This is a genomic window from Adhaeribacter terrigena (assembly GCF_016623615.1).
Taxonomy (GTDB): domain Bacteria; phylum Bacteroidota; class Bacteroidia; order Cytophagales; family Hymenobacteraceae; genus Adhaeribacter_A; species Adhaeribacter_A terrigena.
Genome location: NZ_JAEHFX010000001.1, coordinates 310388 through 325268, shown reverse-complemented (window position 1 = coordinate 325268; position 14881 = coordinate 310388). Strand labels below are relative to the sequence as shown.

11 protein-coding genes are annotated in these 14881 nt (G+C 46.4%); 9 read left to right on the top strand and 2 right to left on the bottom strand.

Going from position 1 to position 14881, the window contains the following annotated elements; genetic code table 11:
- Positions 1 to 355: 355 nt before the first annotated feature.
- Positions 356 to 2116: an aspartate--tRNA ligase gene (gene aspS, locus I5M27_RS01405; protein WP_200504245.1), complete on the bottom strand. Its 1761-nt coding sequence runs from the start codon at positions 2114 to 2116 to the stop codon at positions 356 to 358.
- Positions 2117 to 2308: 192 nt separating this feature from the next.
- Between aspS and bla the strand changes: the two genes are divergently transcribed.
- The 3 genes from bla (at position 2309) to I5M27_RS01390 (ending at position 4125) form a co-directional block, all read left to right on the top strand.
- A complete protein-coding gene (gene bla / locus I5M27_RS01400; protein ID WP_200504244.1) occupies positions 2309 to 3043 on the top strand; it encodes a subclass B1 metallo-beta-lactamase in 735 nt (244 codons plus the stop codon).
- Positions 3044 to 3048: 5 nt separating this feature from the next.
- The gene (locus I5M27_RS01395; protein WP_200504243.1) at positions 3049 to 3588 is read left to right on the top strand and encodes a hypothetical protein; all 540 of its coding nucleotides are present in this window, start codon (positions 3049 to 3051) and stop codon (positions 3586 to 3588) included.
- 264 nt (positions 3589 to 3852) lie between these two features.
- Positions 3853 to 4125, top strand: a complete 273-nt coding sequence (locus tag I5M27_RS01390; RefSeq protein WP_200504242.1) for a hypothetical protein — start codon at positions 3853 to 3855, stop codon at positions 4123 to 4125.
- A gap of 207 nt (positions 4126 to 4332) precedes the next feature.
- Here the strand turns inward: I5M27_RS01390 and I5M27_RS01385 are convergent, their stop codons facing one another.
- Positions 4333 to 5523: a class I SAM-dependent rRNA methyltransferase gene (locus I5M27_RS01385; protein ID WP_200504241.1), complete on the bottom strand. Its 1191-nt coding sequence runs from the start codon at positions 5521 to 5523 to the stop codon at positions 4333 to 4335.
- Between the two features lie 462 nt (positions 5524 to 5985).
- On the opposite strand from I5M27_RS01385, the gene I5M27_RS01380 reads away from it, so the two are divergent.
- From I5M27_RS01380 to I5M27_RS01355, 6 genes are all read left to right on the top strand, one after another.
- Complete coding sequence (locus I5M27_RS01380; protein ID WP_200504240.1) at positions 5986 to 6897, top strand: ABC transporter ATP-binding protein; 912 nt, start codon at positions 5986 to 5988, stop codon at positions 6895 to 6897.
- 183 nt (positions 6898 to 7080) lie between these two features.
- Positions 7081 to 10695 carry an ABC transporter permease/M1 family aminopeptidase gene (locus I5M27_RS01375; RefSeq protein ID WP_200504239.1) on the top strand — a complete coding sequence of 1205 codons (3615 nt, stop codon included), beginning with the start codon at positions 7081 to 7083 and terminating at the stop codon, positions 10693 to 10695.
- A gap of 757 nt (positions 10696 to 11452) precedes the next feature.
- Positions 11453 to 12082: a hypothetical protein gene (locus tag I5M27_RS01370; protein WP_200504238.1), complete on the top strand. Its 630-nt coding sequence runs from the start codon at positions 11453 to 11455 to the stop codon at positions 12080 to 12082.
- A 147-nt stretch (positions 12083 to 12229) separates the two neighbouring features.
- Positions 12230 to 12673 (top strand): nucleoside deaminase, encoded by a 444-nt coding sequence (locus tag I5M27_RS01365; protein WP_317193531.1) that lies wholly within the window; start codon positions 12230 to 12232, stop codon positions 12671 to 12673.
- Between the two features lie 53 nt (positions 12674 to 12726).
- A complete protein-coding gene (locus tag I5M27_RS01360) occupies positions 12727 to 13347 on the top strand; it encodes a superoxide dismutase (protein ID WP_200504236.1) in 621 nt (206 codons plus the stop codon).
- 195 nt (positions 13348 to 13542) lie between these two features.
- The gene (locus I5M27_RS01355; RefSeq protein WP_200504235.1) at positions 13543 to 14817 is read left to right on the top strand and encodes a NupC/NupG family nucleoside CNT transporter; all 1275 of its coding nucleotides are present in this window, start codon (positions 13543 to 13545) and stop codon (positions 14815 to 14817) included.
- The last annotated feature ends 64 nt before the right edge of the window (positions 14818 to 14881 follow it).

Genomic DNA, 14881 nt, shown 5'->3' with positions numbered 1-14881 from the left:
CAAAAGCTGAAAATACTGATCCGGGATGAAGCCCGATGATCACAACGTCTTATTTTTCAGCATCATAACTTATCAGTGCTTCAAACATGATTTTTCACAAAAACACAGACAACACAAAGTTCTAACCGGTTGCCTGAAATTCTCAAAAGGCTCCGTAAAACACATAACCAATTGAATATCAGAACAAAAAAAAACGCTCTATCTATATGCAGCCAAGACTTTTAAAAAATGCTATGCTTTTAATATTAAAAACTCCTGTTTCTTAATTTCTTAAGCATAAAAAAACCTCACAGTTCCCGAAGGTCCGTGAGGTTTAGAATAATAAAAACGCTATGCTTTAACGCTACAAAACTGCTTAAGCTTTGGCTTCCGTTCTTAACCTGATCTGCAGTTCATGGAGCTGCTCCTGCGCGATCGGCGAAGGCGCATCGATCATCACGTCGCGGCCGGAATTGTTTTTCGGGAAAGCAATGTAATCTCTTATCGAATCGGAACCGCCAAATAATGAGCACAGACGGTCGAAACCAAACGCCAGACCACCGTGCGGCGGCGCGCCGTATTCAAACGCATTCAGCAGGAAACCAAACTGATTTTGGGCTTCTTCTTCCGAGAAACCAAGCAATTTAAACATGCGGCTCTGCAACTCCCGGTCATGGATACGAATAGAACCACCGCCAACTTCCACCCCGTTAATTACCATGTCGTAAGCATTTGCTCTGATCGCACCCGGGTTCGTTTCTACCAGGTGCAGATCTTCTGGTTTTGGCGACGTGAACGGGTGGTGCATGGCGAAATAACGCTGCGCTTCGTCGTTCCATTCCAGCAGCGGGAAATCTACCACCCACAGCGGGCTGAATACATTTTTATCGCGCAAACCGAGTTTCGTTCCCATTTCCAGACGCAACTCCGACATCGCTTTACGGGTTTTATCCGCACCGCCGGCCATCAATAAAAGTAAATCGCCGGGTTCCGCATTCATGGCAGCTTTCCACTTCAGTAAGTCTTCCGGCGCATAGAATTTATCTACCGAAGATTTCAGGCTGCCGTCGGCTTCCACGCGGGCGTAAATAATGCCGGTGCCTCCAATTTGCGGACGCTTTACAAAATCAATTAACTCGTCGATCTGCTTCCGCGTGTAAGTTGCAGCGCCTTTCGCGTTGATACCAATAACCAGTTCGGCTTCTTCAAAAACCTTGAAATCTTTGCCTTTCACCACGTCCGTCAGTTCCACGAATTTCATATCGAAGCGCGTATCGGGTTTGTCGTTGCCGTAGAATTTCATGGCATCGGCGTAGGTCATGCGCGGAAGTTTTTCAATATCCACGCCGCGTACGGTCTTGAATAAATGTTTGGCCAGGCCTTCGAACATATCCAGAATATCTTCCTGGGTTACAAAAGAAAGTTCGCAGTCTATCTGGGTAAATTCTGGTTGGCGGTCGGCACGTAAGTCTTCGTCTCTAAAACATTTCACGATCTGGAAATATTTATCGAACCCGGAAACCATTAAAAGCTGCTTGAACGTTTGCGGGCTTTGCGGCAAGGCATAAAATTCACCCGGGTTCATGCGGCTCGGCACCACAAAATCGCGCGCACCTTCCGGCGTAGATTTGATCAGAACCGGTGTTTCCACTTCAATAAATTCACGGGAATCGAGATACGCGCGGGTTTGCTGCATCATACGGTGGCGCAACTCTAAATTCTTCCGCACCGGGTTACGACGCAGATCCAGGTAACGGTATTTCATGCGCAGGTCGTCGCCGCCATCGGTTTCATCATCGATCATGAAAGGCGGCAATTTAGCTGCGTTCAGGATTTCTAAGTTAGAAACCTTGATCTCTACCGCGCCGGTGGGCATTTTATCGTTTTTGCTTTCGCGTTCAATTACGGTTCCTTCGGCTTTCAGCACAAATTCGCGACCCAGCTCCCGGGCAGTTTTCAATACATCTTCCGCCGTAACGCCTTCTTCCAGAGAAAGCTGCGTAATGCCGTAGCGGTCGCGCAGATCGATCCAAAGCATGCCGCCTTTGTCGCGGGAGCGCTGCACCCAACCGCATAAAACCACTTTATCGCCAATATTCTCGCTGCGTAATTCGCCACAGGTATGGGTTCTCAACATATCAGAATTTACTTATTTGCTTCAGGAAAGAATTAAGAGGTAAAAATACACATAGTTTCGGAAGCCTGCATGCGAAAAAAGCACAAATTTAATGGAAAATGCTATGGTTTGCAGACCAAAAACTAATGCAGGCGCTTTCTCCTCCCAGATAATTCCGTTAATCTTGTTAAGTTTGAAACATAAACCGGCCTTATGAAATTTTATTTCCTTTTTCTACTTTCGCTTCTTGGAATTTTACCGAATGGTTTCAGCCAAAACAATAATAAATTAGCCATAAAAGTAACTCCTTTAACAACCGGCATTTATGTACATACATCTTACAAATTGCTTAACGGCCAGCCCTTTCCCTCTAACGGCTTACTGGTAGAAACCACCGAAGGCGTAGTTTTAATCGATACCGGCTGGGGCGAAAAACCAACCAAAGAAATTCTGGATTGGGTGAAAAACAATCTGCGCAAGCCGGTGGTTTTATGCGTTGTTTCACATGCTCACGAAGACCGGTTAGGGGGAATTAAAGCGCTGCAAAAGCAAAATATCCGGGTGATCAGCACCCGCCTTACCGCCGAAAGCGCTGCCCGGAACAAGCACCCCCAACCAGCCGGAATTTTACCCGCCGATACTACTATTTCCGTTGGAGGAACCAATATCCGAACTTTTTACCCCGGACCTGGACACACAGAAGATAATATAACGGTATGGTTTCCGGACCAGAAAGTACTTTACGGCGGCTGCTTTGTAAAAAGCACCCACGCCAAAGACCTTGGCAATGTAGCCGATGCAAACCTACGAGCCTGGCCAAACTCCCTGAATACCGTAATATCCGAATTCCCGGATCCGAATTTTGTAATTCCCGGGCATCAGGACTGGTCCAATAAAATGGCTTTGCAGCACACGCTGAACCTGCTGAGAAATGTAAAAAGCCGGTAGAAATTATGGCGTCAAAAATCTACCCGGCACCAACCTCCAATAATCTTTCCGATTATACCGGAACGGTTAGCCAACTCAATAATTTTCTGGAAGAAAACCCCGAAACGTTTCCGGTCATGTTTCGGGAAATGCTCCATAATCCTGACGCAAGAGTACGGCTCCGCATGGGCAACGCGGTAGAAAAAGCGGCCAGAAAAACCCCTGCCTTGCTAATTCCCTATAAAAAAGAAATACTTTCAGCTACCAGCCAAAGGCAGGAAAACGAAATAATCTGGCACATAGCCTTACTTTTAGGTTACCTGGAACTGGAAGAAGATGATCTGGCTTTGGCCGTAAATGCGCTTTTCAATTGGCTGCATACCCTTCCGCATAAATTCGTAAAAGTGAACTGCCTGCAAACCCTGGCCGTATTAGCCAGACAGCACGACTGGCTTCAACCCGAAGTACGGGAAGCTTTACACGCCGCGTTGGAACACGAAAGCGCTGCGATTAGAGCCCGGGCACGCATTTTGCTGAAAACTTTTAAGGCCACTAAAAAACGGTAGCTGTTCAGCCCGAAAAAGTAACTGTTTGGCGGAAGCCGGGAACTAATTTCCGAAATTTCAGTTTATGTGCCTTTAAGCTCCTGCGCCTGCTTCTTGCATCAGAATTATTTTTTTCTATGGCCGGACAGCGCTTTGAGATTTATTTGCGTATTTAGCTTAAAAATCGTGCTCCGGCGGCTTGCAGCAGTTTTTTTGTAAGTTCATCTTACTATTTTTGCATTCAGAAAACACACAGAATTAACCCATATTTTTCAACTGAAGATTATGTACACCAACACCAGCCTAACCAACCCGTTCGCTCCGAACAACAACATCGTAATGATGAATTACCCGGTACTAAAAGCGATGCCGGGCGGCGACGATGATATCGACGACGTAGAAGAAGATGATTTTGAAGAAGAATTGCTGGTAGACGATGACTACGAGGGTGATGACTTCAAAGACGCTGATGATCTTGACCTGGATCTGGACGACGATTTCGATGATCTGGATGAAGACGATGAATTCTCGAACGTTGACGACGACGACGAATTCTAAGAGCAGCCCCAAAACTGACCTGATCTTTTCCCCGAAAATAAAAAAAGCATCCTGTAGCAATACAGGATGCTTTTTTTTATTGCTGATTGTTAATTGCTGATTGCTGATAGATTTTATCTGATTTCCGGAATCACTTGCTTAGAGTTTTTTATCTCAAAACCATAGCGTTTACCGAAATCAATTAACAATTAACAATCAGCAATCAACCTATTCCACATAAAGTACCAGGCCTTTCAGATATTCGCCTTCCGGACAGAAAATGCTGATCGGGTGGTCGGCAGGCTGCGAAAGCTGGTGCATGATCTTAATGCTGCGTCCGGCTTCTATGGCTGCTGCCATCAAGGTGTTTTCGAACAGGTATTTATCTACCACCTGTGAGCACGAGAACGTAAATAAAATACTGCCGGCTTTCATTTTCTTCAGCGCTTCGGCGTTCAGGCGTTTGTAACCCATAACCGCATTGTGGCGGGCGCTTAAGTGTTTGGCAAAAGCCGGCGGATCCAGAATCACCACGTCGTATTCATCCAGTGGGCGTTTCAGGAAATCGAACGTATCGATCGCAAAAGCTTCGTGCTTATCGGCGTGGCCGGAAAGCTGGGCATTACGTTCGGTCAGTTCAATGGCGCGTTTGCTCGAATCTACCGAGTGTACCAGTTCAGCGCCTGCGTTCAACGCGTAAACCGAAAAACCGCCGGTGTAACAAAATGTATTCAGCACATTTTTGCCTTTGGAATAACGCGCCACCAGTTCGCGGTTTTCGCGCTGATCCACAAAAAAGCCCGTTTTTTGTCCGTTCACCCAATCAATATAAAACTCGTTACCGTTTTCCTTTACAATGGTTTCGGCCCCGTTATCACCCAGCAGGTAACCATTCACAGCATCGGCCGGTGCTTTCTGGCTCAGCGATTCGGCACTTTTATCGTAAACCGCTTTCACGTTTTCGCCCAGCACATTCATAATAGCCTGCGCAATTTCGTGGCGCGCGCGGTACATGCCAATGGTGTGCGCCTGTAAAACGGCCGTTCCGCCGTACACATCAATAACCAGCCCCGGCAACCCGTCGCCTTCGGCAAAAACCAAACGATATACGTTCGTTTTGGGGTTGTGCGTTAAGCCCAGCGTAGTGCGAAAGGTATAAGCCTGGCCAATTTTATATTCCCAGAAAGCCAGGTTTACTTCCACCGGTTCAAAAGAAAAAACGCGCACTACAATAGAGCCGCCCTGCTGGTAATGCCCGGTTCCCAGAAATTCGTTTTGCGCCGAATAAACTTCTACCACATCGCCATCGGCCAGCCCGTCAGCTTTTTTCTTAACAGCACCCGAAAAAACCCAGGGGTGAAAACGCAATAAAGAATGCTCTTTCCCTTTGGCTAATATTATGTGCGGAATATTACTCATCGTTAAATACTACTTTAAAAAATGAAAGTGCAAAGTTACTGATTTATCACCGAATTAAGATGCCGTTTTTTCAGCAAATAACCTTGCTGCTGTAAAAGAGCATTTTACCAGAAATAACAGTTTTTAAATTTTGTATTTGCAGGGGTTACAACTTGTTTCAATAAATTCTAACTGCCGCTTTTTCCGTTTCCGAGGCTAGAAGCCAACCCATGAAAAGCACTATTATTTTACCACCTTTTACCCAGCATTGCGCCCACTTCAACTTAAAAAACAAAGCATTAACAAAAAACCACCTTGCATTTAACACACTTCCGAAAAAATATTTTTATATTTCTAGGCTCCAAACCTTTCTGAAAATAATTTCCGGATGGCAGGGCAACCATTGCAGCATTTACCGCATCTACTGCGCAAACGCCTTTAGTTTTTCTACCCGAAACCCTACCCTTTTAGACTTTTAAACCCATGGAATTACAGATCCGCAACCTTTCCAAAACGTATCCGAACGGCACCCAGGCCCTCAAAAATGTAAACCTCACCATTCCAACCGGTATGTTTGGTTTACTGGGCCCCAACGGCGCCGGCAAATCTTCGTTAATGCGCACCATTGCTACCCTGCAGGAAGCCGACAGCGGGAGCATCATGCTCGGCGATCTGGATGTGCTGAAACAGAAAGAAGAAGTCAGAAAAGTGCTGGGTTATCTGCCGCAGGAATTCGGGGTGTATCCGAAAGTAAACGCCGAAGATCTGCTGGATCACATGGCGGTGCTTAAAGGTTTACACAATAAAAAAGAACGGCAGGCGGTAGTCGCGGCGTTGCTTCAGCAAACCAACTTATACGATGTGCGGAAGAAAAATCTGGGTGGTTATTCTGGCGGGATGAAACAGCGTTTTGGTATTGCCCAGGCACTTTTAGGTAACCCGAAAATTATTATCGTAGATGAGCCAACCGCAGGATTAGACCCGGCGGAGCGGAATCGTTTCCATAATTTACTTTGCGAGATCGGCGAAGACCGCGTGGTAATTCTTTCCACTCACATTGTTTCCGATGTAAGCGACCTGTGCCGCCAGATGGCCATTATTAACAAAGGCGAAGTGCTATTAACCGGCGATCCGCTGCGCGTAATGGACGACCTGAGCGGCAAAATCTTCAAAAGAATGATCGGTAAGGAAGAATTGATGGAATACCAACTGCAATACAACGTTATTTCGTCGCGCCTGTTTGCTGGCAAAACCCTGGTGCATATCTATTCAGAAACCCGCCCCGATTACACCTTCGAAACCGTGCAGCCAGACCTGGAAGATGTGTACTTTACCCAAATTACCAAAGCGCAGGCCGCCCCGGCTGTGAATGAAGTTCTGAAAGCCATGAGTTAAGTTTTGAGAAGAAAGTCCCCCTTTGAAGGGGGTTGGGGGATGACCACGCATTTCTGATAAAATTTAGATAACGTAAAAATCCTCCCCCTACCCCCTCCGAAGGGGGACCTGATCGCAGAACGCTATCATAACCGATTAAAAAACTCAAAATTTTCAACTCATAACTCTTAACTTTTTTATAAGATGTTTTCAGAAATATTCCTTTTCGAACTTAAATACCGCCTCCGCCGGCCGGTTACCTATATATATTTTGCGCTGCTCTTTTTCCTGGGTTTCCTGTTCATGAACATCATGGGCGGAGCATTTAAAGGCGCTTCTGTAACCACGGGCAGTAAAGTTTTCATGAACTCCCCGGCTTCTTTAGCACCGGTTATCATGGCCCTGAATTTTGTGGGCGTGCTTATTATTTCGGCCATTATGGGCAATGCGGTTTACCGCGATTTTGAGCACCGCACGCATTCGTTACTTTATACCACGCCCATTAAAAAATGGGAATACCTGGGCGGCCGCTTTTTAGGTTCGTTCCTGATAACCATGCTGGTTTTAATGGGAATTGGGTTGGGATTAATGGCCGGCGAATTGCCGTGGCCTTGGCTGCAACCGGAGAAATTCGGTCCGTTCAACATTATGGCTTACGTGCAACCGTACCTGCTTTTTGTGTGGCCGAATTTGTTGTTTATTGGGGCCATCTTTTTTTCCTTAGCAACCCTTACGCGCAATATTCTTTCCACCTACATTGGCAGCATCATGTTCCTGGTTTTGTACGTGATCTCCCAGAACCTGACCCAGGATCTTGACAACCAATTCTTAGTTACTTTGCTCGATCCGATGGGTTCTGCCGCGGCGGAATTCACGACCAAATACTGGACCGTAGCCGAACAAAACAATAACCTGCTGCCCCTTAACCCGGAAATTATGCTGAACCGACTGATCTGGGTTTCGGTGGGCTTAGGCATTCTGGCTTTCTGTTACTTCCGTTTCAGTTTCGCGTTCTTCGCTTCCGAAGGCAAAGTAAACCGGAAAGCGGCTTCTGAAAAGATCAGCAACGTTTCGGCTACTACCCGTTTCATTTTACCCGAAGCCAAACCAACCTACACCGGTTTCCAGAGTTTGAGCCAATACTGGCGCTTGCTCAAACTGGAGTTTCTGGGCATTGTAAAAAGCGTTTATTTTATTGCCATCGTGTTTGCCGGATTGGCGGCCTTATTAGCTTTTGGCGCGCAGGTTGGCAAAATGTACGACACCAACACCTTCCCGGTAACTTCCGAAGTAATTGGCGGATTAACCGCTTCATTCTATTTATTCCAGCTCATCATTATAATTTATTACGCCGGCGAACTGGTGTGGCGCGAACGCGATAACCGCATGAACCAGATCTACGACGCTTTGCCAATTCCGAACTGGGTACCGTTTGCTTCCAAACTTTCGGCCCTCATGTTAGTGCAGGTAGTTTTGCTGGCCTTGGTTATGGTTTGCGGGATTATCGTGCAGATTGCCAAAGGTTTCTATGACATCGAGCCGCTACTTTATTTGAAAGGTCTTTTCGGACTGAAACTGGCGGGTTTGCTTATTCTTTGCGTGCTGGCCATGCTGGTGCAGGTGGTGGTGAATAATAAGTATTTGGGTCACTTTATTATGGCGGCTTACTATTTGTTCACTTTGTTCCAGGGACAAATGGGCATTGAGCACAATCTGCTACGTTTCAACTTCGGGCCGGGCGTGCAGTATTCGGCCATGAATGGCTACGGACATTTCATTGTGCCTTTCCTGGCGTTTAAAATTTACTGGGCCGCGTTTGCCGTGCTCCTGGCCATTGTAGCCAGCGCGCTGTACGTACGCGGCACCGAAACGCTATTGAAATGGCGCTTAAAAGTGGCCCGCACCCAATTCAGCCGGTCATCTGGTTTGGTTTCGATAGCGGCTATTCTGATCTTCCTTACTTCCGGCGGGTTCATTTTCTACAACACCAACGTGCTGAACGAATACACCGGCGGCAAAGACGAGCAGAAGGAAATGGCGGAATACGAAAAGCTGTACAAGCAATACGAAACGTCGCCGCAACCAAGAATTGTAGCTTCCAACCTGAACGTTGATATTTTCCCAGAAGAGCGTAATTTCCGGATGAAAGGCCATTTCTGGCTCAAAAATAAAACTAAAGTCTCCATCGATTCCATTCACGTGAACACCAACACCGAAATGGACATCAAAAAGCTGGCCTTAAGCCGGTCGTATAAAAATGTGCACCGCGACGAAAAGAACGGCTACTACATTTACCGCTTAAGCAAAGCCTTACAGCCCGGCGATTCGGTGCAGTTATTAATGGACTTGCTGTACGAAACGAAAGGCTTCGAAAACGAAGGTTCTAACACCAACATTGTTTACAACGGTTCTTTTTTCAACAGCAGCTATTTGCCAAGCATCGGGTATAATTCCGAAGCAGAGATCAGCGACGAAGATGCCCGCAAGGAATACGGGTTAGCCAAGAAAGACCGCATGCCATCGGTTTACGACACCACCGCTTACGGCAACACCTACATTTCCCACGATTCCGATTGGATTAGATTTGAAGCAACCGTGAGCACCGTTCCAACCCAGACCGCCATTGCGCCGGGTTATTTGCAGAAAGAATGGATGGAAAACGGCCGCCGGTATTTCCACTACAAAATGGACGCGCCGATCCTGAATTTCTATTCGTTCCTGAGCGCCGATTACAAGGTAAAAAAAGATAAATGGAACGACGTAGCGCTGGAAATTTACTACCACAAAGGCCACGAATACAACCTGGACCGGATGATGAAAGGTGTGAAAGCGTCGCTGGATTATTACACCAAAAATTTCGGCCCTTACCAGCACCGCCAGGTTCGCATTCTGGAATTCCCGGGCTACGCCAGCTTCGCGCAATCGTTCCCGAACACCATTCCATTCTCTGAAAGCGTTGGTTTTATTGCCGATATCGATGATGCAGACGAAGAAGACGTAGATTATCCGTTTTACATAACAGCCCACGAAGTAGCGCATCAGTGGTGGGCGCATCAGGTAATTGGCGCGAACGTTCAGGGCGGAACATTGCTTTCAGAAACCATGAGCCAGTATTCCGCTTTAATGGTGATGAAAAAAACTTACGGGGACGACCGGATGCAGAAATTTCTGCGCTACGAAATGGACAAATACCTGAGTGGCCGCGCCCGCGAAGACCAGAAAGAATTGCCGCTTTACAAAGTAGAAAACCAGCAATACATTCATTACCAGAAAGGCTCTGTAGTGATGTATGCGCTAGCAGATTATTTAGGCGAAGACAAACTGAACGGTGCCATCAAAGAATACCTGAACGCCGTTAAATTCCAGGAAGCACCTTACACCACATCAGTAGAATTCCTGAAATACATCAAGAAAGCTACCCCGGATTCATTGCAGTATTTAGTGGCCGATATGTTTGAGAACATTACGCTTTACGAAAACAAAGCCAACGAACCAACCTACCAGCAAATGAAAGACGGCCGCTATAAAGTAACCCTGAACCTGGATGCCAAAAAATACTACGCCGACAGCTTGGGCAACGAAAAAGAAGCCAAAATGAACGACCTGGTTGACGTTGCCGTGTTCACGTACAAAAAAGAAAAAGGCCAGAAAGTTGGCAAAGACGTTCCGGTGTATTTCGAAAAGCAACGCATTAAAACCGGCCAGAACAAACTGGAAATTTTCGTAAAAGAAAAACCAAGCAAAGCCGGCATCGACCCTTACAACAAATTAATCGACCGTACACCAGGCGATAATTTAAAAGTCGTTACGAAAGTGTAACCTCCCCTAATTCAGGGGAAGACTTTTTAAAAAGCGTCAGGCATTTGCCTGGCGCTTTTTTATGCGTGGAGTTTTTCGGGGTAAAACCCTAGCATTTTTGTTCTTCAGCAAAAGCAGCCGGCAATGGTCTGAACACGATTTTAGGGATTGAAATGCTGAACATGATTTTTAACACCTGATTTTACGCATCCCGCCAACGCAGCGTTTCCTGAAAATCACGTTATTTGAGAGAGTAAATTAAAAAGAAGCGAGCTACGAAGGGAACTGACACCAGTTTCTGTGAGAGCGGCCTCCAAGACTTCCGGTGCTGACGCAGGAGGCAGCCCGCAAGGGCAGGAAGGGTTGCAGCCGCGAACGCAGAAATCGGAGATTCAGCGTAGCTAAACGAAGCCGCCCGGCTTGAGGGAGAAAGTTTAATTAATAATTAAAAATTAATAATTAAGAACAGAAGCAATCTATGAAAATGCTATCCTTTCAAGTATAAAAACTCAAGAGCAACCGCTCTTACTTAGCTCCAATAGATCCCTCCTATCGTCGAAATGACGATTAAAAAACCGCTATCTTTTCAAACCAAAAAACTCCGCAAAATCCAGTAACTCCGCAAATCCGCGATCAGAAACGGTAACCTTCCAACCTTAAAAGCATCAAAAAGCCTTCATACTGAACTACAATTGGCCGCAAATTTGTCGTGGTTGAAACGCTAAAATTTAAAAACCAACGTTTCTTGGCTAACTTGCCGTCTCAATTATTATCAGAAATGAAAAACGTATTTTTTATTCTATTATCTTTTTTCCTTTTAAACACCGCTGTTGGCTATGCCCAGAGCAGCAGTTACGGCAGTAAAGGCAAACCAACCGCTCCGGCTAACCGCAACTATAATTATGATGCGCCAATCAATCTTAAAAAAGTAACCATTGCTAAACGCGTAACCGTTTCCCTGCCCGAAGAATTTACCGTAATGCCCGACGAAGGAATTGCCGTAAAATACCCGGCGGCGCGCAAACCACTGGGCGTTTACAGCAGTAAAAATGGCCAGATAGATTTCAGCGTAAATGAAAAACCAACCACGTTCATTGCCCGGGATCTGCCCTTAGTAAAAGATATTTACAAAGCCTCCATCATGCGCACTTTCTCGGAAGTGCAGTTCATAAGAGAAGAGATCAAAGAGATCGATAAAAAACAGATGATCGTGTTCGAGTTTGTTTCTACTCTAAAAGACGAAAACCCGAACAGCAACAAAGCCCCGGTTAAAAAATACACCATCATGCAGTATTACCTGAAAGGTGGCAAACTTATGATCTTCACCTTCAATGCCCCAACCCTGCTGAAAGACAAATGGCAGGCAACCGCCAACAAAGTGATGAACTCCATCAAAGTCAGTTCTTAATGAATTCCCAGCTTTCCTCTTAAGCATTCCGGATAGCGTTTTTCGTAAACCCTCGTTGGCAATCGGAAAACGCTATCGTTTTTACCCCAAAAACCGGAGCTGCCAGGTTTACGAATCGTTATCCATTAATCATTAATCACTAAAAAAGTGCTGAGCTTATATTCCGACGAAACCTTTATGAAAGAAGCCTTTAAACAGGCACAATACGCGCTGGAAGAAGGGGAAATTCCGATCGGCGCCGTGGTGGTGTGCAACAACAAGATACTGGCGCGCGCCTACAACCAGACCGAAAAACTGAACGACGTTACCGCGCACGCCGAAATGCTGGCCATAACCGCTGCTGCGAACAACTTAGGCAATAAATACCTCCACGATTGCACGCTTTACGTTACCGTAGAACCCTGCCCCATGTGCGCCGGCGCCCTGAACTGGAGCCAGTTAAAACGCGTAGTGTATGCTACGCCCGATGCGAAACGCGGCTACCGGAAATTCGGCAATCTGTTGCACCCAAAAACCGAGCTGGAAACCGGCATAATGCAGCACGAATGCGCAGATTTAATGAGCAGTTTCTTTCAGAATAAACGAAAATAATATACCTTTGAAATAAGCCCTACTGGGAACTTTAACCTTTAAACCTTAAAACTATGAGCGTAACGCAATACGAATTTCTATTGCCTCAACTTGGCTATAACTACGATGCCCTGGAACCGCACATCGATGCGCGCACCATGGAAATTCACTATACCAAGCACCACCAGGCTTACGTAACCAACCTGAACAATGCCGTTAAAGGCACTGAACTGGAAAGTAAATCCTTGGATGAAATCATGAAAACTGCGGGCTTACCAATGCCAGTGCGTAATAACGGTGGCGGCCACTGGAACCATACCTTCTTCTGGAAACTGCTGAGCGGCAACGGTGGTGGACTGCCAACAGGCAATGTGCTTCAGGCTATCAATAACAAATTCGGTTCTTTCGATGAATTTAAAACCCAGTTTACTGCGGCGGCAACGACGCGTTTTGGTTCGGGTTGGGCCTGGCTTTGCAAATTATCAGACGGCAGCGTGGAGATCTGCTCTACGCCTAACCAGGATAACCCGCTGATGCCGGATGCACAAACCTGCGGTGGCAAGCCAATTCTGGGCCTTGATGTTTGGGAACATGCTTATTACCTGAACTACCAGAATCGTCGCCCGGATTATATTGCGGCGTTTTTTAACATCATTAACTGGCAGGAAGTAGAGAATCTCTACAACGCTAACTAAGCAAAACGGTATTGTTTCAGCACCCAAAAGTCTTTCGGCCGTGGCCGGAAGACTTTTTTTTATGTTAACGCATTGTGAAGCAACTAGCAAATTTTACTTATCTTTGGCGGCTTAAAAACTGCATGCATAACAGTTTGATTTTCTCCTTGCTGCAAGCATTTTCGGCGTTTTTATTTTTTTAACAAACCAAATTTTATGGACCGTTTTACCGGGCTTATTGGCGTAGCACTTATTTTAGGCATCGCTTTTTTAATGTCGAATAATCGCAAAGCCATTAACTACCGGCTGGTAATAGTAGGTTTACTGGTGCAGTTAGGTCTGGCAATTTTCATTCTGAAAGTGCCCATTGGTAAAGTGATCTTCGGGAAACTGGGCGCCGGCGTAACCAAACTCCTGGATTTTTCGAGTAAAGGCGCTGAATTCGTTTTTGGCCCGCTGGTAAACCGCGAACTCATGGCTCAGGTTTTCGGTCCTTCCAACAGCTTCGTTTTCTTTTTCAACATTATTCCTACCATTATCTTTGTGGCCGTGCTGGTAAACATTCTATACCACATTGGCCTGATGCAGCGCATTGTAGCCGTAATTGCCAAAGCCGTGCACTGGCTCATGGGCGTTTCCGGTTCCGAGGCGTTGAGTAACGTAGCGAGTGCTTTTGTGGGCCAGGTAGAAGCGCAGATCATGATCAAACCGTACCTGGCTGGTATGACGCGTTCCGAACTTTTAGCTTCCATGGCCGGAAGTATGGCCTGTATTGCCGGCGGCGTAATGGCGGTTTACATTGCCCTGGGTGTTCCGGCCGAATATTTAATTGCGGCCAGTTTAATGGCGGCCCCGGCAGCACTCGTGATTTCCAAAATCGTGTACCCCGAAACCGAACCTTCCGAAACAAAAGGCACAGTAAAACTGGAAGTAACCAAACAGCACTCTAATCTGATCGATGCCATTTCGCACGGCGCATCCGATGGCCTTCGCGTAGGCCTGAACGTAATTGCCATGCTACTCGGTTTTATTGCCTTAATTGCACTGGTAGATTATTTACTGGGCTCCATTGGTGGTTTATTGGTAAGCGCCGGTTTAGACCTTACCGGCGTAGGCGTAGATCTGAGTAAGCTAAGCCTGAAAACCATTCTGGGGGCCGTTTTTGCCGGTTTTGCCTGGGCCATGGGCGTTCCTACCAAAGATATTTTCGATGCCGGTTCTTTAATGGGTACCAAAATGGTGCTGAACGAATTCGTAGCTTACCTCGACCTGACGGCTTTAAAAGACAAGCTCGAACCGAAGTCTTTCCTGATCGCCAGTTTTGCGCTTTGCGGTTTTGCCAACTTCAGCTCCATTGCCATTCAGGTGGGTGGTATCGGCGAGCTGGCTCCAACGCGCCGTAAAGATTTGGCGAACCTGGGCGTGCGGGCCTTGATCTGCGGTACCCTGGCTTCTTACCTGTCGGCTACGCTGGCGGGTTTGTTAATGTAATGCCAGAATAAAAAACGAATACCTGAAAGCTTCTCTTTTTGCATAAAAGAGGAGCTTTTAGTTT

Excerpts from the sequence above, each read along its gene's own strand:
- I5M27_RS01360 (WP_200504236.1), top strand. The coding sequence starts at position 12,727 with ATGAGCGTAACGCAATACGAATTTCTATTGCCTCAACTTGGCTATAAC.
- I5M27_RS01385 (WP_200504241.1), bottom strand. The coding sequence starts at position 5,523 with ATGAGTAATATTCCGCACATAATATTAGCCAAAGGGAAAGAGCATTCT.
- aspS (WP_200504245.1), bottom strand. The coding sequence starts at position 2,116 with ATGTTGAGAACCCATACCTGTGGCGAATTACGCAGCGAGAATATTGGC.
- bla (WP_200504244.1), top strand. The coding sequence starts at position 2,309 with ATGAAATTTTATTTCCTTTTTCTACTTTCGCTTCTTGGAATTTTACCG.
- I5M27_RS01380 (WP_200504240.1), top strand. The coding sequence starts at position 5,986 with ATGGAATTACAGATCCGCAACCTTTCCAAAACGTATCCGAACGGCACC.
- I5M27_RS01395 (WP_200504243.1), top strand. The coding sequence starts at position 3,049 with ATGGCGTCAAAAATCTACCCGGCACCAACCTCCAATAATCTTTCCGAT.
- I5M27_RS01390 (WP_200504242.1), top strand. The coding sequence starts at position 3,853 with ATGTACACCAACACCAGCCTAACCAACCCGTTCGCTCCGAACAACAAC.
- I5M27_RS01375 (WP_200504239.1), top strand. The coding sequence starts at position 7,081 with ATGTTTTCAGAAATATTCCTTTTCGAACTTAAATACCGCCTCCGCCGG.
- I5M27_RS01370 (WP_200504238.1), top strand. The coding sequence starts at position 11,453 with ATGAAAAACGTATTTTTTATTCTATTATCTTTTTTCCTTTTAAACACC.
- I5M27_RS01355 (WP_200504235.1), top strand. The coding sequence starts at position 13,543 with ATGGACCGTTTTACCGGGCTTATTGGCGTAGCACTTATTTTAGGCATC.